This window comes from Suicoccus acidiformans, from assembly GCF_003546865.1.
GTDB classification, from domain to species: Bacteria; Bacillota; Bacilli; order Lactobacillales; family Aerococcaceae; genus Suicoccus; species Suicoccus acidiformans.
Genome location: NZ_CP023434.1, coordinates 25,720 through 47,494, shown reverse-complemented (window position 1 = coordinate 47,494; position 21,775 = coordinate 25,720). Strand labels below are relative to the sequence as shown.

Below are 21,775 nucleotides of genomic sequence, written 5' to 3'. Positions count from 1 at the left end.
TTCGACGGTTAGTTGATTCATTGACCTCAATCATAGTATACATGAATTAAATCTTCACCAAATAAATCTATTGCCTGAGTAATTTCCTCTGGTAAATCGGCTCGCTGAACAGTATCGATATCCTCTGCTAAGGGTAATGCTGAGTCTTCCGTTTTTTCTGGTGACTCAGGCTCAGGTGAATCCTCTGAACCAGCTGGCTCTTCCCTTGGGGCTTCATCAGCCACTTTCTCTGCTCTTGATATATCAGAAGTAGCAGGCGTATGCGTTGAATCCGCTTCTTCTGATACCCTGCGCTCAACCCTCTCTTGCGACTCAGGTATGTGTAATAAATCTTCTGGCGGAATAGGAACTGCTTGCCCCTGATTTTCCTTGCGTAGAACGGTATAATTCTTCCGTATTTGTGGCCAGTCTGATTTTAATATAAATACGTACGTCATCGCTTCGCCTATTAAAGCTCCACTCTCTTCTTGAAGAATATCTAGCAATGCTGTGTCCTGCTGCACGATTGCACAGAAATTCTCCTGTTCAAAAGCTATTAAAGCGAGACCCGGTCCGGCAGCCAAAGGTTCGGTTGCAATAAATTTATTGCGATCTTGCGGGGGCAGTTGTTGAATGATTTGACGCCAATTCTCCTTCAGCTTAGCAATATGCTGATGGGTCGCATCATTGAGAACTTGGTAGACATGATAAACATTCAACACATAATTCGCTTTCTGTTTCTCAGGCCGCGGTCGTGGAACACCCCTTTCCACTTCCGGCTGCGTAGGTGCTTCATGCGGTGTTTCAGCGTGAGCTTGGGTAAACGTGTCCCCTTCATTTGGTGGTGTAATTGAGAAATCTTCCTGTGTTGGTTCATGCGCTTGAATAACTTTCATCTGGCCATCCACTTGACTTTGAAGCGCCGCTAACTGTTCTTCAAGGCGATTAACTTGGTCATGTAAAGGTTTGACCAGGCCTTCAAGATTCTGTTCATTTTCTTGTGTCGAGTCCTCTGGTTGGGGTAGTAAACCTTGACTCAGTTGAATAGTTAGTACTTCAACATATAAGCTCGGTTGCGTCGAGAAACGCATCTTGTTCTGAGCTTGGGTCAAGCCTTCAATTAATTGATAATAATAACTTGGCTCAACCGTATCGATAAGGGGCTTAAGCTCTTCTTCACTTAGCAAGGTATGATTAGCGGAAGAATACACCGTCAATAGTATATCTCGTGCGAAAAGGAGCAACTCCTCGATAAAACGATTCGCTTGCTTCCCTTGGGCAAACTGCGCCTGTATAATCGCTAAAGCTTCTTCAGCTTCTCCTTGATATAAAGCTTGGATATAATTGACATAATCCAGTTGGTGCAAGCTTCCCGAAACTTCCAAAGCACTGGTTACAGAGACCTTATCTAAATCATAAGAAATGGCTTGATCCAATAAGGATAAGCTATCCCGCATGCCCCCATTAGCTGCCCGAGCAATAATAGCCAGAGCTTCCTCTTCATAAGCAATGGCTTCATGCGTCAGAATCTCTCTCATGCGCTTAATTAAATCATCTGCTTGAATTTGTTGGAAATCGAAGCGTTGTGTCCTAGAAATAATCGTTGCCGGAATTTTATGCGGCTCAGTCGTTGCTAGGATAAACACCACATTCTCAGGTGGCTCTTCAAGCGTCTTTAATAGAGCGTTAAAAGCTCCCGTTGTGAGCATATGGACCTCATCGATAATATAAACTTTATATTCTGCCTGAGTTGCCGCATAACGTACATTATCCCGCAAATCACGAATTTCTTCGACCCCATTATTACTCGCCGCATCAATTTCAACGACGTCACTAAGTTGCCCTTGAGTAATCCCTTGGCAAATATCGCATGCATTACATGGATTCCCATCTGTTTGATTGGGACAGTTGATGGCTTTGGCAAGAATCTTGGCCGCACTTGTCTTACCAGTCCCTCGTGGACCAGTGAATAAATAAGCATGGCTCAATTGCTCATGTTTCACTGCATTCTTTAAGGTTTCTTTTATCGCCGTTTGGCCAATCATCTCATCGAAAGTCTGGGGCCGCCAAACCCGATACAAAGCTTGATAACTCACACTTGTCCCTCCTTTTCACATATCTTATCCTATTATAGCAAACTTCCACCTATTCAGCTTTAAAAATCCTATATAAAGACGCATAACTTTTCAACCTCTGGTAAGCTGAAAAGTTATGCCCTAAATCTCTTATTACCAAATAATAACCCGATCCTCCGGGGCTAGGTACATGCCATCGCCGACTTGAGTACCGAAGACTTCGTGGAATTCATCCAAATTACGCGGTTGAACCGACGCTCTTAAAGGTGCTGGAGCGTGCACATCTACAGTCAAAAGCAGTTGCATATATTCTGGACGGGCTTTATTCCGCCAAATGCGTGCCCAATTAATAAAGAAAGCTCGTAAATCACCATCAGTTTCACGTTTCGTAGCTTCCAGCGCGGCCGTTAACCCGCCACCATCTGCAATATTCTCTGAGACAGTTAAGGTGCCGTTTACTTTGCCTCCGGCATATTCAATCCCATCCCATTGCTTGACCATCGCATCTGCTTTGGTTTCAAACGCTTCAAAATCCTCGTCCGTCCACCAATTATTTAAATTACCATATTCATCAAATTTAGCACCATTATTATCGAAAGCATGGGAAATTTCATGGGCAATCACGGCCCCAATCCCCCCATAATTCTCACTTCGACTTTGTTCTAAGCTATAAAAGGGTGCCTGAAGAATTGCCGCTGGGAAGCAAATATGATTATGGGCCGGATTAAAGTAAGCATTCACCGTATCAGGACTCATGCCCCACTTCTTACGATCCACCGGCTCACCATATTTACCTAGCGCATCCTCAGCAAAGAGAATTCGCATAGCCAAAGTATTCTCATATAAACTTTTATCTGGTTGAATATCGATTGCTCGGTATACGTCTGGATAATCATCCGGATAGCCTACTAAAATATCCAAGGCATCCAATTTAACAATGGCTTGATTAATCGTTGCTTGGCTCAACCAATCATTCCGCTTGAGACGTTCCTTATACACATTAATCATCACTTCAACCATTTCACGCACATCTTGACGCGCCTCTGGCCCGAAATACGTCTTCCCATAATAATCCCCAATCACCATATCGAAATAACTAGTCGTTAAATAGTAAGCATGCTTAGTTTGATTCTGGATACTTGGATTACCTGATAAGGCAAGGCTATATTGTCCAGCCAATTGACGCAAGTCCTCTGACATCATACTTGCTTGGCTATTAGCTAACTTAACCAACATCCATGCTTTAAGTTGTGAGAAATGTTCAGGCGTTAAGATTCGCTCCAAGGCTTCAAAATAAGCAGGTTCACTTACAATGGCCTCTGAAATCTCTTGACCTAGCAAGGCTTGAATAATCTTCTTGAAACTCATTCGAGAGTGATAAGACTCAATCTCTGCCATACTTCTCGGGTTATAGGAAGCGACATAATCCGCTAACTCTTCCTGACTCTTTAAATGAGGGACCAACAACCGATCAAAAGCTAAGGCTTGTTCCACATAAGACTGAGCTTGAGTGTAGTCATAACCGATCGCTTCAAGTATTTCCACACTCATCTGCTGATAAATAGCCAGCAAAGCTTCGGCACTTTCATTCCCTGCTTCATAATAAGTCACATCCGGCAAAATTGTCGACGGTACACCTAAATACAAGGTATGCACCGCAGTATTCTTCATATCTGCTGATACACCAAATGTAAACGGCAATGGAAAGCCACGCAAAACCCAAGCCGGAAACAGTTCCTCCAAAGCCGCATAATCATTCAAGCTTTCAATTTGCTGCAAATATGGTTTAAGGGGCTCACCAGCTAAGGTATTGCGTTCATCAAAATCAATAGCCTGCCGGTAATAAGTCAGCATCTCATCCAACTCATCATTAGGGATAGCCAACTCTCCAGCCTCCATCCCTTGAATAACCCCCATTAACAACTCTTCGATTCCATCGCGTAAATCATTAAAACCACCTGTACTAGCTTTATCATCCGGTATTTCTGCCGTCTCTTGCCAGTCCCCATTAACTGCCATATATAAATCTTCTGTAAATAAGTCCGCATTAATACTCATCTTACAATCTCCCTTCTCACATGAACTTATCGTAACTTTTGGCTCATTACGTAGACGTCGCATCGTTATAATAGCACCGTTCTAACATTCTCACACGCTTACTTATATCTACAAACGCTAAGCCTTAACATAAGGTACGATAGGTTCGCGTCCTTTCCCTTCGTCTGATTCACTTTTATTCCTCTTATAATACTTTATGGTAGTACAGACCAAGCGAAAAATCAAAATATATGAGACCTATAAACACAAAAAGAGCACCCCAAAAGTGTTTGAACTGCCCCCTGTCAAGTAGACAGGCAAAAAACAAATTATTTTGTACCATGCTTGATTTATTCAGGCATGGTTTTTTTTATGCTAGAATTTTAAGCCCCATAGCTAAAGTCACTCGCTCATTATTGTAGAAATCAATATTGCGTGCGATATCTGCCTCGAGTTCCTCAAAGCTATCATAAGTCTTCAAACTATACATCTCTTCTTTCAGGGTGCCCGAAATGGCCTCCATCGGTCCATTATCGAGGCATTTCCCAACCCGAGACATGCTTTGGATTAACTCATACTTGTCCACAAAGGCTTTAAAGAAATGAAAAGTATATTGAAAGCCTCGATCGCTATGAAAGAGGGTTTCACCTGGAATAACTTCATCCTCAATTTGGACGACTGTATCTGCTACTAATTGATTATTGTTGCGCTTAGACACCTGATGGGCAATGATTTTCTTCTCCCCGTAATCTAAGACGGCACTCAAATAGGCCTTACAGGTCTTCCCGTATTTCAATTCGGTCACATCCGTCAGGAGGATCTGTCTAGGTTTATAAGGCTGGTCAAATGACCGATTCAACACATTCTTAGCGACATGTTGAGGGGTGCTGGGTCGATACTGATAGCGTTTCTGTCGGATAACTGCTTTCAGTCCCATCAGCTTCATTAAGCGGTACACACACTTATGATTGACCTTAGCGTCCTATAATAATTCAGATAGATGGTTAAGCGCCGATAGCCATAAATCCCTTTGTGTTTGTCATAAGCTTCTTGGATTTGCTTCATCAGCCATTCCAAGCGCAACTGGGAAGGCGAAGGAAAGCGTTTCAACCATCTGTAGTAAGCCAATCGACTGACTCCTAAAACCTCGCACAGATAGGTTATTTTGTATCCTTCTTGCTTCAGTTTCTGAATCGCCTTGAATTCCGCTTGGTATTTTGTTCTTGTAACAGCAACTCTCTTTCCACTTCTTGCAATTTTTTTAAGGCAGCGATCTCCGTTTCTAAATACTCATTACGAACTTTTAAGGCAGCGATCTCTGTTTTAAGCTTCTCTTCTTCTTTTTGAATGCTGTCAGGTTTTCTCCTGCCCTACCATCGAAGAGGCCATCCGGCCCATGCTTGCGGTACTTATAACCCATGAATAGACATTGTTGTAAAATACTTGATATTTCTCAACAGTTTCTCTATAGGACACCTCGGTTGCTAGATAATCTTTGACAATCTCAATCTCTTCTGCTTGTGTTTTCTTCTGGCTTTTCATTGTATAGACCTCGGGTTTAGGAGCGGAGTCCTTATTTTCTTCTCCTTTAGTATACTTGCTTAGCCAATCTCGTACAGTCGTTGCTGAAGGTATTTGATACTTTCGAGCCAATCACTGGGTAAGCACTTGAGTTTCAAGTTATTCCTTGACGACAGCTTCTTTGAAGCTTTAAGGATAGGTATGATTGTCTTTATGAGACTGTAAAACTGACAAGCCATGCATTCTGTACTTTAATCGATATCCTTTAAAGACACTCTCAGAGATGAGGAGACCCTAGGATTCTTTCAGCTCACGATAACTAACGCCTTCTAAGTTGAGCTGGATAAACTGTTTTAATTCTTCAGCTGAATGCTTTTTATTTGAACGCACAAAAACTCCCCCTAAAGTAGATCTACTTTAGGGGGAGCATATCAAAGGACGCTGGTTCATATATTTAAAAAATAAATTGTTGTAGTCTTTGCTTCGATGCACTCAAACTTATGCTCAGTCGCTTCTTGAAAGCATAAAAAAGGGCACATGGCTTAGTCGCTTATAGCTGCTATCTTCCGATCCTGACTCGTTCACGACGCCACCATTGCCTGCATACTAATATACCAGGAATACTGTAAAAAAGCAAGTAACTTCCCTAAATGAATAAGCCACAAGAGAAGTGAGTCACTTATCCACAAAAGTTATCCACAACTTTGTGCACAACTCTCCATTAATCTGTGGATAACTTTTCTTTTTGGAGGCGTTTGGCTTCCTTACGTTGCTGTCGCAATTGGCGAAAGAAAGTAGAAATAATCAGACTGCAGTCCTCTTGGAGAACCCCCTCAATCACTTCTACTTGATGATTAAACCGCTCATCTTCCAATAAATTCATTAATGAGCCTACACAACCAGCCTTCGGGTCGCGCGTGCCATAAATCACTTCACTCAAACGAGCATTAATAATAGCCCCGGCACACATTGGGCAAGGTTCTACCGTCACATACAAGCTAGCTCCTTCTATCCGCCAGGCATCCAGTGCTTGATTCGCTGCTTCAATCGCAATGAGTTCAGCATGAGCTGTAGCCTCACGAAGTGATTCCCTTAAGTTATGCCCCCGCGCTAAAATTGCACCATCTTTAACAATAATTGCTCCTATTGGCACCTCTCCCATTTCTGCCGCTTTTTCGGCTTCTACTAAAGCTAGGCGCATCCACTGCTTATGAAGCTCTTGTTCCTCAAATGATAATTCGTCTATTCTTTTCATAAACCTCTCCAACAAAAAAGGCAAGGAACATCAGAATGTTTCTCACCTTCTTAGCTTAATTAAAAAAATCGCCAACTCGATCTGTAACTGTCTCTGTCGCATTCTTGGCTTTATCTACCAAGCTGTCTAAAGTATCAGACACCGTATCTTTTGCTTCAACTGCTGAATCAGCTAAGCGCGCAAGCGTATTAATCTCTTCGTTAGATAGATTATCTACGGCCTTCACCAAAGCTTCCGAACCATTTAAGCGATGGCGTACATACATCTTCGCCCGTTCACGGTTGACAGCACCTTGTACTTTCTCGCGAGCTGTTTCGTCAAAGTAGATATATAAAGCCACACCTGCAACTGCAATCGTTGAACCTAATACAGCCAGGCCAATATTTCTTTTCGTACGTCGTTTCATGATAACCGCCTCTCTTTCTTAAATAGAATTATAGCATAAATTGCACCAAGATACGATTAATTGCCCTTTATTTATTCACGGGCAAATCATAACAAAAAGCCCTCCCTCAACAGGAAGGCTTTAAATTTAGCTATTCAGCAGATCCTTTTAGTCAGCTGCAGATGCTTTAGTACGGTTATTAATATTAATATTACCTTGGCGACCGCCAATCGTAATCTCATCTCCATAAGCAATATCCCCACGCAGCATCATTTCACTCAATTCGTCTTCGATTTGCTTTTGAATGGCCCGACGAATTGGCCGTGCCCCATACTCTGGATCAAAGCCTGCTTCCGCAATAATATCTACAGCAGTATCTGTTACGCGTGCATCAATTTGCAAGTCACCTAGACGTTTGATAATATCTTGTGTTTGTAACTTAACAATTTCACGAATATGCTCTTTATCCAATTGATGGAAGACAACAATTTCGTCGATTCGATTAATAAATTCTGGACGGAAGGTTTGTTTCAACTCTTCTAAGATGCGTTTTTCCATCGCATCATGATCTTGACTCAAATCAACCGCTCCGAAACCAACTGCTTTGTCATCTCTTAGTGCTGTTGCACCTAAGTTCGAGGTCATAATAATAATCGTATTGCTAAAGTCTACTGTGCGACCTTTACCGTCTGTAAGATGTCCATCATCAAAGACCTGTAATAGAATATTAAATACATCCGGATGAGCTTTTTCTACCTCATCGAGCAAGATAACACTGTATGGATGTTGGCGTACTTGTTCTGTTAATTGCCCCGCCTCGTCATAACCAACATAGCCTGGCGGTGAACCTACTAAGCGAGACACACTGTGTTTCTCCATATATTCAGACATATCAACCCGAATCATATTATCTTCACTGCCGAAAAGACTGCTAGCAATAGCTCGGGCTAATTCGGTCTTACCAACACCTGTAGGTCCTAAGAAGAGGAAAGAGCCAATTGGACGTTTCGGATTTTTCAAGCCACTGTATGCTCTTCTAATTGCTCGAGACACAGCACTTACGGCTTCATCTTGACCAATCACTCGTTCGTGCAATTCTTCTTCTAAATGAACCAAGCGTTTGGATTCGCTAGCATCCATTTGACGAACTGGAATACCTGTGGCTAAGGCCACTACCTCAGCGACATCTTCTGACGTAACCACTAAGCCAGATATACCAGACTCTTCTATTTCTTCTTGCCTTTCCTTTTCTAGAATGACTACTTGTTGCAATTCTTTCTCCACTTCTTGCTCTTGCTCACGAAGTTTTGCCGCACGTTCGAAATCTCTATCTAAGATAGCGGCTTCTTTCGAACTGGAAATTTGGTTCAGCTTCTGCTCTAAATCCATTGTCGCTGAGTTCGCTACTGTGGCATCGATGCGAACTTTTGCAGATGCCTCGTCGATTAAATCAACGGCCTTATCCGGCAAACGACGTTCAGTAAGATAGCGGATACTTAATTTAACGGCGGCTTCCACAGCCTCATCCGTAATTGTTACATGGTGATGTGCTTCATAACGGTCTTTCAAACCATAAATTATATCGATGGCGTCTTGTTGATCGGGTTCTTCAATTTGAACTTTTGAGAAGCGTCTTTCTAAAGCTGCATCCTTCTCGATATATTTCTGATATTCATCTAAAGTTGTTGCACCAACTACTTGAATTTCACCACGAGCTAGGGCAGGTTTTAAGATATTTGACGCATCAACGGAACCTTCGGCCCCACCTGTGCCAATCAGGGTGTGTAATTCATCAATAAATAGAATCACTTTTCCATCTTCCATAATTTCTTCAATAATCTTCTTCATCCGCTCTTCAAACTCACCGCGGTATTTAGTCCCCGCAACTAAGGCACCCATATCCAACATCATTAAGCGCTTCTCAGCGATGTCTTCTGGAACGCTACCAGCAATGATAACTTGGGCTAAACCTTCAGCAATCGCAGTTTTACCTACACCTGGTTCACCCACCAGAACAGGATTGTTCTTCGTCCGCCGAGATAGAATTTGAACTATTCGGCGAACTTCTTCATCACGACCAATTACAGGGTCCAATTGGCCATTACTAGCCATATCTGTTAAATCTCTAGCTACAGAATCTAAGGTTGGTGTCAGGCTCGTTTTTTGGTTGGTATTAGCCTGTCCATTTTGCAGACGTCGATTTTGGTTACGATTTTTATTTGATTGATCTAAGCCAAGCAGTTCGTATACGAGCGAACGCAATTCAGTTAAATTAATACCAAGGTTCTTCAAGAGTACTGTTGCGAGTATTTCTTCTTTAAGCATGCCCAACAGTAAATGTTCCGTTCCAACTTTTTGGGCATTTAAACGCTTTGCATCATTGGAAGCATTCATAATAACTTTCTTTGCTCGCGGCGAGTAAGGAATTACCACTTCTCCTTGTATTCTTGGTGAACTTACTTTGCCATGAATAATTTCTAATTCTTTGTATAAGCGGTCATAGGTAGCGCCCTTTTCTCTTAGAGCTTTACCAGCGATACCATTCTCTTCACGCGCTAAACCAAGCAGAATATGTTCTGTACCGACGGCTTGATGTCTCATATAATAAGCCTGTTCGGCTGCAAAAACCATCGCTTGCCTTGCGCTTTCTGTAAATAATTCTTCAAACATATTGTCACCTCTTAGTGTGTTGTATGATTAATGCGTAATTGGCCTAAAATTTCGCGCAACATAACGGAGCGGGCCGTAGCAGCATCATCTGCAATAAGACTAAGTAATTCCTTCTCAAGAATAGACGTAATCAAAATCGCCTCTCGGTTGGTTATAATATCATGTTGAGCTAAGGTTTCAATGATATTGCTCGCACTCCGTTCATTAATTCGCGGACCTACCAACTCCATCATTTGATCAATTGCGTCAACATCTTGGACAAGCTCTATCTTTAAGATACGAATATAGCCACCGCCACCCCGCTTACTTTCTACCATGTAGCCATGTTCTTGAGTGAACCGGGTATTAATCACATAATTAATTTGTGAAGGGACACAGTCAAACTGTTCTGCAATATCACTGCGCTTAATTTCCAATTCTTGTTGCGTCTTCAAGAAACTCTTTAAATAAGATTCAATAATATCTGACATATTCCTCTTGGCCATCTGTAATCCCCCCTTCTAGCAAATATTCACTGACCATCTTTGACTTTATCCAGCAAAAAAATAGATCATAGGCTTTCTAAGCTGATCTTATTCTTATTATACATACTTTGACCAAGTTTGACAATCCTTTTGCTCAAATTCTTTCTCCCGCGAAAAAAAGCCAGCCCACATGAGCTGGCAATTCAATCATTCTTCAAGCGCTTTGGCTTATATGTAATAGACAATGAGTGCAATCACACCAATAATAATTGCAGCCCAATTCAGATTTTTCTGCCCAGAGAATAAACCAATCATCCCGAGCACAATTGCAATAACGCTCATCCATACAGGTTGCCAGAAGAACGCAACAACTGCACAAATAATTCCTATCCAAACTAACCATTGACCTGCTTGATTACTAATTTCCATGTGATATTCTTCCTTTCTTTATTTCATTAAACAATACTTACTCCCATTAAGATAAATAGAATACCAGCGATTGTAAGTGACTTACGTTGATTATCTTGCCCATAATAGCGACCATAATAAACACCAAGGATGACTGCTAAGACACTAAAGGCAAAGATGTAGGGGAAAAATACTTTGACTTGATAGCTACTTAAGGCCAAGGCAAGCCCTATAAAGCTTGCATCCACACTAGTCCTACCCGCTACGCGTGAGAGCACCTTTAAATCAAAGCTATCATGAGCAACTTCATCAAGTTCGTCAACCTTGGAACCTCTATGCAAGAAATACATACCCAAAGCCAGATAAAGAAGTGGCACAAAAGTCGACAGCACTTGCTCTGATATTTGATTGAGGGTGGCATGACCAATCATGTGGTCATTCAGACCTTGAGTTACATAAAGTACCAGAATTTGCCAAGTCCCGATAAATATTCCACTTAAGATGACTGGGCCAGGTTTTACTTGGGCAAGTTTGGCGCCTTGATGGGTCATCCAATAAAAAACATCTAGATTCATAACTCCTGAAAGTAAGACTATTGTAAATGCTAAACTAAAGTTACCAGTTTCTGCTAATTAAGTTTTTCCACTTTTGCTACTCATTTACTGGATCATCTTGTACAATATTATTTTCAATATTGAATGAGGTGAATCTATGATAGGAGCAAAATTAATGCTATATATTCAAGTTAAGCAGCTTTATGAGAAAAAGATGAAGATTTCTCAAATAGCTAAGACACTCGGTCTATCCAGGCCAACAGTCCGGAAATATTTAAGTATGTCCTTTGAGGAAGCAGAAGACTGGAGTCATAAGCAAGGAAAGCGTAAGAAAATTCTTGATGAGTACCAAGAGTGGATACTCGAATGGTTGAGGGAATACCCTCATCTTAGCAGTGCTCAAGTCAAGGATTGGTTATTGGAACGCTTTCCGGATTTGAAAGTCGGTGATAGTACTGTGCGACTATATGTCACGCACCTTAGAGAGGTACATCAAATACCTAAGCAGGAAAGTCCGCGACAGTATCAAGCAGTGCCCGAACTGCCAATGGGCCAACAAATACAAGTAGATTGGGGTGAGAGTACACAGAAGACAGATAAAGGAACAAGCATTAAGCTATACGTAATGTGCTTTATTCTGTCGCATTCTCGATACAAATATATGTATTGGCTAGACCGTCCCTTCACAACTCAAGATGCCATTCGTGGCCATGAGTTAGCCTTCCAGTACTTTGGTGGACGAACTGAAGAGATTGTCTATGACCAAGACCGGATCATATCTGTATCAGAGAATGCGGGAGATTTAATATTAACATGTCGCTTTCAACAGTATGTCAATGAAAGAGGCTTTAAAGTCAGCTTGTGTCGTGCAGCGGATCCTGAATCTAAAGGAAAAATTGAAAGTATGGTGAAATATGTAAAACAAAACTTTGCTGATAGTCGCGTATATTCTAATCTTGATAATTGGAATAAACGTGCCATCCGATGGCTCGAGCGAACAGGCAATGAGAAGAAACATGAAGTAACGAAAAAAAGACCCAGAGAAGTATTCGCTACCGAAAAAGAATACTTAATCCAGGTCCCTCAATTAAACACATTTCCAGATGTGATTAACACAAGTATAACAAGAAAAATTAGTAAAGACAATACAGTCATGTATAAGAGTAATCGATATTCCGTTCCGCTTGGAACGTATGGCGCATTGCCTCACAATCAATGCTTAGTGTCACTGACTGATGAAGAACTATCAGTGATACATCCTGTTACACAGGAAGTGATAGCCACGCACAAATTAAATCAAGGAAAAGGAGCATTAATCCAAAAGAAAAGCCACTGTCGTGACAAAAACCGAAGTTCACAACATTTGAAAGAGTCATTACTAAAGCAGCTTCAAACAGATACGATTGCGACTCGCTATGTGAAGACCGTTTGTAAGAACTATCCTCGTTATCAAATTGATCAACTGACGATGATTCAATCGGTTGTAGATGACGATATAAACATCGCTATTAAAGGGATACACCAATGTGACAAGCTCAACTTATACAGCGCAAATGATCTACGCTTGATAGTTCAATCTTTAAAGCAGCGCGAAGCATCTGAACGCATTGATATTGATGGATCTAGTGATAATACAATGAGGGATACCTATTATGTAACGACTAGACCCATGTCAATATATACAGACATTCTGAAAGGGAGTGAACACAAATGACACAGTCTGTCAGTGACCTTCAAGAGAGCTTCAAGCAGCTGAAATTAGGTGAAACAGCGCAACAGTTACCGATACTGTTAAGGCAAGCAGAGCAAGACAACTTGACCTATTTGGAATTTTTAACGGAGTTGGTAAGATACGAACAAACACAACGAGACGCCAAGCGTGTAGAACGGTATATGAAATGGGCACAATTTCCCTATCATAAACGTTTGTCACAATTTGATATTCAGGCTCAACAGAGTCTAAGCCAGCGACAATTAAAGCAATTAGGCGAACTAACTTGGATTGATGACCAGTTCAATTTGATTTTACTGGGACCTCCAGGCGTTGGCAAGACGGCTTTAAGTGTAGGCCTTGGCATTGAGGCGATTGAACAAGGCTATCGAGTGATGTTCGTGACTATGGGGCAATTAATGACCTATTTAAAAACTGAAGAATTCACACGCAAATCGCAAATTCAACTGAACCGCATACGCCAGGCCGATTTAGTCATCGTTGATGATTTAATGTATATGGCGATGGAAACTTATGAAGCGAACTTGTTTTTCCAGTTGATAAGTCAATTATATGAACATTCATCGCTAATAATTAGCTCAAATAAAGCCCCAGATCACTGGGGTGAGCTAATTGGTGATCCTGGCATTACAACGGCTATATTAGACCGAATTTTACACAGAGTAGAGGTGATTAATCTAAACGGTGATAGTTACCGCATGAAAAATAATCAGAAAATTTTTTCCGCTGAAACTTAGCAGAAGTGGAAAATATTATTTAGCAAAAAGTGGAAAATTTTACTTGACGGTAACAACTATTCTTAAATACATAAATTTCACCTATACTTTACAAAGCGATAATAAGTTGGATCACCTCGAATCAAATGGTTGCTTTCTTTAACTAAGTTTATTATAAGGAGAAGTTTATCATTATGACAGATACAGTCATGTAAAGGTGTGGAAATCATACTACATTCTATTCAATATGATATGCAGATAGAACAGAGATGTTATTTTGTTTATGGTTTTCTATAAGATGAGGAAGATTTTATGCAGATAGCACTTTCAATATTCTTGAAGTTGTAGTAGAATGACTCATGCTTACGAAAGCACTGCAATTCTTCAGTGGATTAGCCACTCTTGTCCTTTGGTTGCAGTTATTACTAGGGAAACCTATAAAGGAGATGTTATAAATGAAGGAAGAACATTATATTGCTCGTGACGCACAGGGGATTGCCAAGACCGCACTCGTTACTGCTTTATACGTAACATTAACGATGATTGTCTCTCCCATCAGCTTTGGACCAATCCAGTTTCGAATTTCAGAAGGTTTGAATTATTTAGGACTTTTCCATAAGCGCTACGTTACGGCTATATCTCTCGGGGTCATAATTGTTAATGCGATGTTCTCTACACCTTTAGATGTCATTGTAGGGACATTTCACACGGTCATCTCGCTACTCATTGCCCGCTTTCTAGCTGATAAGATGGGGACACTCTTTAAGAAAGAATGTCTAGCCCGGTTTATCACCATGGCAGTCGTCTTTTCCTTGACCATGTTTATCATTGCCTGGATGTTATATTACATAGAAGCCGTTCCTTTCTTTTGGGAAACCTATCTAACTCTTGCTATATCTGAATTAATTGCCATGATATTAGGCGGGCTGATTGTATACCCTCTTAGCTTCCGCATTGATTTCAACCAATAATACAGCCAGAAATCCCAGACGATTGTGCAAATCGCCTGGGATTTCTTTATAGAATACTCATGAATAATTTCAACAAGCCACCGCTTACAAGTCCTGTAAAAGGATCGATGACCGCCGTTATAATTAAAGTCATGGCTGCTGGGAAATTATTAGCTACAGCTAGCGCATTCGCTGCATTGGATGGGAAAGTAACAAACATCCCTAAGACAAATAGGAAGCCAGCAATCGATGTGCTCGGAATGAATTTCGCAATTTTAGGCATCATCCCTGCTGCAAGTAAAGCGCCTAAAATTACCATCATCAAAATCCCTGCACGCACCGGTTGCACCGAAGCACCCGTAGCGGAGATGACTGAAGCAATCGGTGCTCCGCCAAATAAACTTGAAATAGCGTTAGATACTCCTTGCGTTGTAGCGTAATGGTTTACATTAACCGGATTCGGTTCAATTCCTGTCATTTGCCCGGTAATTAAGCCATAAGAAATACTTGTGGCTACAGATAAACTTGTAACACTCAAGGCACCTTTGACAACATTAGAATTGAAAAATGGCTTATAAAATTGGAAAGATTTTGTCTCGGTTGACGTTTCAGCAACCGGTTGATTCTTAGCGAAGTAGTAATCAACAACACTTGAAATTGCCACAGAACCAATTAAACACCAGAGTAAGTCTTGCGTAAATAGATAAATAATAACTGCTGTAATTAAAGAACTTCCACCAGTGTATGTGGAGGCTTTGACATTATCCACGCCGATTTTGGCAAGCATAATACCCACACCTGCCATCATACCATCAATAATATCTTGACCAACCCATTGAATAATTCCTTCAACGGCACCTGTTAGGCCAATAATAAGCAGTAACAGCGAACTCCAGAAAACAATCGAATATCGCTCCCGGGCATTCTCCCCTTGCTGGCCAACTAAGACCAGGGTTTCCGCTTGGAAAGAAAGTGGGGCAGCCGACTTAAAGACAAATGTCAGTATCGCACCAACGAAAAAACCAATTGAGGTAGCAAAAGTTGAAAAACCTAAGCCCATCGCCATGATTGCTTGAGGAATCCCGTTCAACATTGCTCCTAAGGCAGCAATTAAGTCCTGTATAAATTCCATAAAATCCTCCTTTTATACATATGATACATTTATCCTACCACAGTTTAGCCAAAGATACACTTATAAATATAGAGATGCCTTGCTCCACGGGACTTTGACACTTGCCAGCCTAAAAAATCTCTCTAAACGTTGGTGTATAGCACTTTTATTGTCAAATATCTCGTGCATATTTTTCGTACTATTTTTTTCATCAGCTGCAAATATGACAAAAACATTGTTATTATCGCATTTTCCTTGTATAAAAACCGCTCTATGAATTAGATTGCTTTGACACTTATATTATACTTCATACTTCAAAAAAAATTAAATTTTTTTTGTATTAAAGTACAAATAGTACGATTTTTCCGTTGGCATAAACTCCTCCGAAATGTTGATTTAAAAAGGTTTTAGGTACCCTTTGGCCTTTAGAAGTGTCAAACGCGAGTACCACAGTTAGCCAAAGATACACTTATAAATATAGAGATGCCTTGCTCCAGATATGAGGCTATCAAGATTTAAGTTTTCGAAAGCTTTGTCAAAAGAAAAACCACCCGAATATATCGAGTGGTAGGTTCTTCTTAATGGTTAAAAGATACGTGAACGTGATCGTAATGGTTAGCAGTAATGCTACCACGGTCTTCCATCATTTCCCATCGTTGATTCCAATCACCATAAATTTGTTGTTGCCAAATAACATAAGAAATATTATTTTCAGCCATATTATTAATCGAGTAATTAGCAATGTCATTACCTAAGGCAGTATTATCATATACCATAAAATCAACAGCATGGCCTGAACCATGGTCTCCTGGGTCACCCGGGCGAACTAGACTAAAGTCTTTGACCCCATAAAGAGCAGCTACTTCTTCTTTATATCTAGCAGCATCTGCACTCAAACCAGCATTTTGTGGATTGGCATATGGATCAGCCACTTCTTGAACAGCCGGTTCTTCGATAAGTTCTGTCGTTACTTCTTCGGTTACAACTTCTTCGGCTACTTCCTCAGGACTTGCTGTGTAAGTAATCATCCCATTATTTACTAAGTTCTCTTCCTCATAGGCAGGAACTTCCTCAGCTTCAGTCATCGGCTCTTCGGTTACAACCGGTTCTTCGGCTATAACTAGCTCAACAGATTCTTCCATTGCTGCAGCTTCCTCAGTTACAGGAGCCGGAGTTGCGACTGCTGTTTCTGTTACAACATCTTCTGTAGCAGGAGCTGTCACAGTTTCAGCACCAATCGTCTCGTTCACTGAATATGTTGCAGATAAAACTGTATCTGTCTTAGGTTCAACCGCTGCTTCTTCAGGGGCAGCAGGTGTAGACATTGACGTCTCAGCAACTGGCTCCACATAAGGGGCGTTTGTTTCAACAGGAGCAACATTGGTCGCCACAACTTCTTGTGAATTAGTTGGTCTTGCAGCGATAGCGTCATATTCTTCTACAACTGGTAATGGTGAAAGGTTAACCGCATAATCCATTTGGTGCGTATGGCCTTCAGCTGTTTCCACAACAATCCGTTCCACTTCATGATTTTGGTTCAGGAAGGCTGTAATGATATTCCCGGCATAAATTACATCAATATCCTCGATTTCATTTAATTGAGCTAAATATTTTGTATCAATGTTCATAGCCTCAGCAATAACACTTAAAGTATCCCCATCTTGGATAGTGTATTGTAGACGATTTTCATCGATGTACTGTAAATCTTCTAAGACATCTTCAACCTGACGTGGATTCCACGCTACACTCGTATCTTCTTGTGCAGCAACATCCATCCCTGGACGACACATCATCGCTAAGATTGCTGAACTCATATATAATGTATGTTTTAGATTTTTCAAAGTCTTATTTCCTCGCTTTTTGTTGTTTTATCACAATTGACTTTGCCTAGTCTAACACAGTTATGGCGAAGGTGCGAAAGATTACAGACCTTTTAAAAGAAATGTTTCCGTTCTGTAACATTCATGCGTCCTTTTGTTATCTTATTACAAAAAACCTCACAGCACTGGCAGCAAGGTTTTTAAGATTATTACGATATAATCGACTTTCCTACACACCGTCATCTGACTACAAAACCTTAACGACTTCGATGTTTTTCCACAAAAGCCTTGCGACCAGAGCCACGGTAATACTGTTCATAATGGACCGGATTTTTCTGATAATAGTCCTGGTGGTAATCTTCGGCGACATAGAAAGGCTCTGCCGCTTCAATTGGTACCACTATATCACCTGCATAGCGTCCACTCGCTTGAAGTGCTTGCTTAGACGCTTCAGCTTTGGCTTTCTGGTCTGAGCTAGTATAGTAGATGACCGGACGGTAAGAGCTACCACGATCAAAGAATTGCCCGTCTGCATCGGTTGGATCCATACTGGACCAGTAGATGTCTAACAGCGTATCATAGCTCAGCAATTCGGGGTCATAGATAATTTCTACTGCTTCCGTATGCCCTGTTTGGCCCGTCGTAACTTGTTGATAGGTCGGATTCTCCACATGACCACCGGTATAGCCTGACCTTACTTGCTCAACACCTGGCCATTGATCAAATGGATGCACCATACACCAGAAACAACCTCCTGCAAAAATTGCGCGCTCTTTCTCTGCCATTTCCTTGCCTCATTTCTTAATTAAACCATTGTATCGCTACGCGACGGATATTGCGCCAAGTATCTTGAACACGGTAACTGATTACTCGCCAAGTTCGCATATACCATGGTGCTTGCGCTACTTCCTTAGCAGTTATAACAGCAACTCGATTACCTTGAGCTTGTGGTAAATAGGTTGGTTTCTGTTCCGTTCCGGTTACGGTCACATAACCTACGGTCTGACCTTTAGGCAGCGGTGCTTCAAGGCACTGATCATCGACAAGATACTGCTCGTTTAAGGTTAATTCATATATTAATCTTGGTGCAATATCGACGAGGGGAACCACTATCGATAAGTCTTCTTGAAATAAAAGTTGAACGGATGGTTGACGGCCTTCATGAACATCCACTTGTGCTACTTGCCTAACGGGCGCACCTGCTTGGGCAACATCGTCTAACATATAGTTGGCAAAGCCATAGTCCAAGAAACGGCGCATGTTCGTATATATATCCGTTTCATCTGTATTTAAAAGAACCGCAAGCAAAGTTAAGTTGCCTTTAGTAGCTACTGCGACGAAATTAATCCTCGACTCATCGGCCTGACTCACCGCCAAGCCTTCCATACCAGAATATGGTTGACTTCCCGAAGGTAACATATCATTCATATTCATCATATCAAATGCATCCGAAGTGCCTGCTTGAAAAACGGATTGTTCTTGACTAGTCACAGCCAATATTTCAGGATAACTGGTGATTAAATGATAGGCAGCTGTCGCTAAGCTTTCAGCTGATAATTGATTCACCGGCTGGCTTTCACTTTCAGGCGCCAGACCGGTCGCATTGTAAACTTCCTCAAAGTCATAACCCCATTCGGCTAATTGCGTTTGCATTAATTGCACAAAAGCTTCTTCAGAACCGGTTAGATGCTCGCACAGCGCAAGCATGGCTCCGTTGGCTGAGACCATCGCTACCGCTTCAACTAATTCCTCCACAGTGTACTCCACGTCCTGGCGCAAGGGCACATTGGCTAGATTATAGTCCTGGCTTAATGCATAAGCTGCATCCGAGACTACAACCGTGTCCTGCCAGTGTATCTCTTCAGCTTGAATGGCGTCAACCAATACACAGAGAGATAATATCTTGGTAAGTTGGCCGATAGGATAAGTTTGACGCGCTTCTTCTTCATAGAGAATTTGGCCATTATGCGCTTCGGTTAAGATGGCCGATGGACTGGTAATATCTGGTTTAACAGTTATTTCTTGTGCATGAACCAAAGAAAGTTGACCAAAGAAAAGTATGCACAGACTTAGCAAGGCTAGCCATCGTATTCTATTGATGTTTCCCATGCAACTAACGCTCCTTTTCTCGAGGTAATTCTATTTGAAAGACCGTCTCGCCTTCATCCACAAAGGCGCAAACGAATCCATTATGTAACTCCACCATATTCTTAACAATCGCCAAACCTAAGCCACTTCCTGGCTCTGATGCATTACGCGATTTCTCCGTACGGTAACTCCGCTCGAAAATCTTCTCTTCTTCACCAGCTTCAAGTACTCGCCCGTTATTGCGACATTCGATAAGTAAGGCGTCTTTTGCAGAGTTCGGGAAACTGCGCAAACGAATCAAATCTGCACCATAGCCATATTTCAGTGCATTGGATAACAAATTACTGATGACCCGGGCCATCTTATCCGGATCGAAGCAGGCAATCGTATTCTTCGGCATAACCTCTACTAAGATATCAATGCCTTTATTGGCCGCCTCAAGTTCAAATTCCGCTGCAAGTTGAGATAGATACAAATCGAGCGGAATTTCCTGATAATCTAATTGATAAGTCTCCTGTAAGGAATCTGTATACAAGAACAAATCCTCCACAAGGGTCGACATCGTCAGTGCCTTATTATAAGCGATTTGAATATATTGGGCCTTCTCTTCTTCCGTTTGGTACTGCTCATTGACAACTGCATCTAAATAACCAATCGTTGACGTGAGCGGTGTGCGAATATCATGACTTACATTCGCAATTAATTCATCTTTCGTCTTCTCAACTCGACGTTCTTCTTCAATCGCATTCTGTGTACTATCGACGAGACTATTAATACTTTCGACAATAGTTGACATCTGGTCATTATCAACATCAGGAATTCGTTTATCATAATGACCATCAGCGAAATAGTGCACGTATTTTAAGACGTGCTCTAATTGTATTTTCTCAACCCGTTTCTGGTACTGGTGCAAGGCAACAAAGACCGCAATCAACAAGAAAAGAAGGGTAATTATCTGATAAGCTGTATTACCACCAATATTTATCTGATAAGTTCGCCAGAAATACAAGAACAATGACCCTTCGCTAAGAAAAGGGAAGGAGAATGAAATAAACTGTGGGTAAATAATCATCAAGGCCGTATAAATAAAGGCCACTAAAACTAAGCTCCAAATTACATTTAAGATTACATCGATTTGCTCTGAACTCGTCAGAGTCATCGGTTCAGTCTCTCTATCCGGCATGACTAGGCCTCGATTTTATAGCCTACGCCCCAGACCGTTTGGACAACTTTCTCGCCACCGGTCGCTTTTGCGATTTTATCACGCAAGTGACTCACATGAACCATAACAGTCTTGGCACTTACATTGCTACCGTCGTTCCAGACTTGTTCGAATATTTCTTCCGCACTAAAAACTTGATTGGGATGACTGGCTAACAGGTACAGTATTTCAAACTCCAAGGCAGTTAACTGAATACTCTTATCGTTGAATGTCTTAACTTCATGGGAATCTTTCCGAATAATTAAGGGACCTACTTCAATTTCATTAGCTTGAGCAACAGGTTCCTCGCTATATTGACTTTGCCGTCTGAGAAGAGATTTAACCCGAGCAATTACCTCGAGTGGATTGAAGGGCTTAGTTACATAATCATCTGCCCCGGAAATTAATCCTTCAATCTTATCATGATCGGCTGTCTTGGCACTGGCAATAATAATGGGCGTATTCATCCCAGCATTCCGAGCTCTTTCTACAACCTCAATCCCTTCAATCTTAGGCATCATCACATCTAGAATCGCCAAATCAATCGGCTCTTTCTGCAAGGCTTCCCAAGCCTCTTCACCATCATACGCTTTGACTACTTCAAAATCTTCATTTCTTAAATATATCGACAGTAAATCTACAATTTCTTGATCATCGTCGGCAACGAGTATTCGCATATTATTCAACTCCATTTACTTTCTTAAGCTGCTTACCATTTCCTATTCATTATACCTTATTTACAATCAAAATATAATTCTTATACTGAGCTAATTTCTAAATATTAGGCGCGGCTTAATTCAAACTACTAA

Annotated in this window: 20 protein-coding genes and 1 other RNA gene; 3 read left to right on the top strand and 18 right to left on the bottom strand. The window is 41.2% G+C overall.

Annotated elements, in window-relative coordinates; all coding sequences use genetic code 11:
• Positions 1–26: 26 nt before the first annotated feature.
• The 12 genes from dnaX to CL176_RS00175 all read right to left on the bottom strand — a co-directional run bounded on the left by dnaX (position 27) and on the right by CL176_RS00175 (position 11,369).
• A complete protein-coding gene (gene dnaX, locus CL176_RS00230) occupies positions 27–2,075 on the bottom strand; it encodes a DNA polymerase III subunit gamma/tau (protein WP_118989501.1) in 2,049 nt (682 codons plus the stop codon).
• 132 nt (positions 2,076–2,207) lie between these two features.
• Positions 2,208–4,112 carry a M13 family metallopeptidase gene (locus CL176_RS00225; protein ID WP_118989500.1) on the bottom strand — a complete coding sequence of 635 codons (1,905 nt, stop codon included), beginning with the start codon at positions 4,110–4,112 and terminating at the stop codon, positions 2,208–2,210.
• Positions 4,113–4,461: 349 nt separating this feature from the next.
• Entirely contained in the window at positions 4,462–5,028 is a 567-nt protein-coding gene (locus CL176_RS00220; RefSeq protein WP_162890736.1) for a DDE-type integrase/transposase/recombinase, read from the bottom strand.
• 8 nt (positions 5,029–5,036) lie between these two features.
• Positions 5,037–5,219, bottom strand: a complete 183-nt coding sequence (locus CL176_RS00215) for an IS3 family transposase (protein ID WP_118989498.1) — start codon at positions 5,217–5,219, stop codon at positions 5,037–5,039.
• Positions 5,220–5,444: 225 nt separating this feature from the next.
• Complete coding sequence (locus CL176_RS00210) at positions 5,445–5,744, bottom strand: hypothetical protein (RefSeq protein WP_118989497.1); 300 nt, start codon at positions 5,742–5,744, stop codon at positions 5,445–5,447.
• Positions 5,745–6,125: 381 nt separating this feature from the next.
• Positions 6,126–6,224: signal recognition particle sRNA small type (gene ffs / locus CL176_RS00205), an RNA gene on the bottom strand.
• A 109-nt stretch (positions 6,225–6,333) separates the two neighbouring features.
• Positions 6,334–6,867 (bottom strand): tRNA adenosine(34) deaminase TadA, encoded by a 534-nt coding sequence (gene tadA, locus CL176_RS00200; RefSeq protein ID WP_118989496.1) that lies wholly within the window; start codon positions 6,865–6,867, stop codon positions 6,334–6,336.
• Positions 6,868–6,922: 55 nt separating this feature from the next.
• Positions 6,923–7,273 carry a hypothetical protein gene (locus tag CL176_RS00195; RefSeq protein ID WP_118989495.1) on the bottom strand — a complete coding sequence of 117 codons (351 nt, stop codon included), beginning with the start codon at positions 7,271–7,273 and terminating at the stop codon, positions 6,923–6,925.
• 147 nt (positions 7,274–7,420) lie between these two features.
• The gene (locus CL176_RS00190) at positions 7,421–9,922 is read right to left on the bottom strand and encodes an ATP-dependent Clp protease ATP-binding subunit (RefSeq protein ID WP_118989494.1); all 2,502 of its coding nucleotides are present in this window, start codon (positions 9,920–9,922) and stop codon (positions 7,421–7,423) included.
• A gap of 11 nt (positions 9,923–9,933) precedes the next feature.
• Positions 9,934–10,407 carry a CtsR family transcriptional regulator gene (locus tag CL176_RS00185; RefSeq protein ID WP_118989493.1) on the bottom strand — a complete coding sequence of 158 codons (474 nt, stop codon included), beginning with the start codon at positions 10,405–10,407 and terminating at the stop codon, positions 9,934–9,936.
• 207 nt (positions 10,408–10,614) lie between these two features.
• Positions 10,615–10,815: a protein Asterix gene (locus CL176_RS00180; protein ID WP_162890735.1), complete on the bottom strand. Its 201-nt coding sequence runs from the start codon at positions 10,813–10,815 to the stop codon at positions 10,615–10,617.
• A 26-nt stretch (positions 10,816–10,841) separates the two neighbouring features.
• Positions 10,842–11,369 (bottom strand): manganese efflux pump, encoded by a 528-nt coding sequence (locus CL176_RS00175; RefSeq protein WP_118989492.1) that lies wholly within the window; start codon positions 11,367–11,369, stop codon positions 10,842–10,844.
• 136 nt (positions 11,370–11,505) lie between these two features.
• Here CL176_RS00175 and istA point away from each other — a divergent pair, with 136 nt between their 5' ends.
• From istA to CL176_RS00160, 3 genes are all read left to right on the top strand, one after another.
• Positions 11,506–13,062, top strand: coding sequence for an IS21 family transposase (gene istA, locus CL176_RS00170; protein WP_240430329.1), 1,557 nt, complete (start codon positions 11,506–11,508; stop codon positions 13,060–13,062).
• A complete protein-coding gene (gene istB / locus CL176_RS00165) occupies positions 13,059–13,817 on the top strand; it encodes an IS21-like element helper ATPase IstB (protein ID WP_118989491.1) in 759 nt (252 codons plus the stop codon). Before istA ends, istB begins: the two co-directional genes overlap by 4 nt.
• Before the next feature lie 434 nt (positions 13,818–14,251).
• Complete coding sequence (locus CL176_RS00160; protein ID WP_118989490.1) at positions 14,252–14,767, top strand: QueT transporter family protein; 516 nt, start codon at positions 14,252–14,254, stop codon at positions 14,765–14,767.
• 46 nt (positions 14,768–14,813) lie between these two features.
• Here CL176_RS00160 and CL176_RS00155 read toward each other — a convergent pair whose 3' ends face one another.
• The 6 genes from CL176_RS00155 to CL176_RS00130 all read right to left on the bottom strand — a co-directional run bounded on the left by CL176_RS00155 (position 14,814) and on the right by CL176_RS00130 (position 21,643).
• On the bottom strand, positions 14,814–15,878 hold the full coding sequence (locus CL176_RS00155) for an NCS2 family permease (RefSeq protein WP_118989489.1): 1,065 nt from the start codon (positions 15,876–15,878) through the stop codon (positions 14,814–14,816).
• Positions 15,879–16,435: 557 nt separating this feature from the next.
• Positions 16,436–17,698 carry a LysM peptidoglycan-binding domain-containing protein gene (locus CL176_RS00150; RefSeq protein ID WP_162890734.1) on the bottom strand — a complete coding sequence of 421 codons (1,263 nt, stop codon included), beginning with the start codon at positions 17,696–17,698 and terminating at the stop codon, positions 16,436–16,438.
• A gap of 236 nt (positions 17,699–17,934) precedes the next feature.
• Positions 17,935–18,462: a peptide-methionine (S)-S-oxide reductase MsrA gene (msrA, locus tag CL176_RS00145; protein WP_118989487.1), complete on the bottom strand. Its 528-nt coding sequence runs from the start codon at positions 18,460–18,462 to the stop codon at positions 17,935–17,937.
• 16 nt (positions 18,463–18,478) lie between these two features.
• A complete protein-coding gene (locus CL176_RS00140; RefSeq protein WP_118989486.1) occupies positions 18,479–19,786 on the bottom strand; it encodes a D-alanyl-D-alanine carboxypeptidase family protein in 1,308 nt (435 codons plus the stop codon).
• Between the two features lie 4 nt (positions 19,787–19,790).
• Complete coding sequence (locus tag CL176_RS00135) at positions 19,791–20,948, bottom strand: sensor histidine kinase (RefSeq protein WP_118989485.1); 1,158 nt, start codon at positions 20,946–20,948, stop codon at positions 19,791–19,793.
• A gap of 2 nt (positions 20,949–20,950) precedes the next feature.
• On the bottom strand, positions 20,951–21,643 hold the full coding sequence (locus tag CL176_RS00130; RefSeq protein ID WP_118989484.1) for a response regulator transcription factor: 693 nt from the start codon (positions 21,641–21,643) through the stop codon (positions 20,951–20,953).
• Positions 21,644–21,775 lie beyond the last annotated feature (132 nt).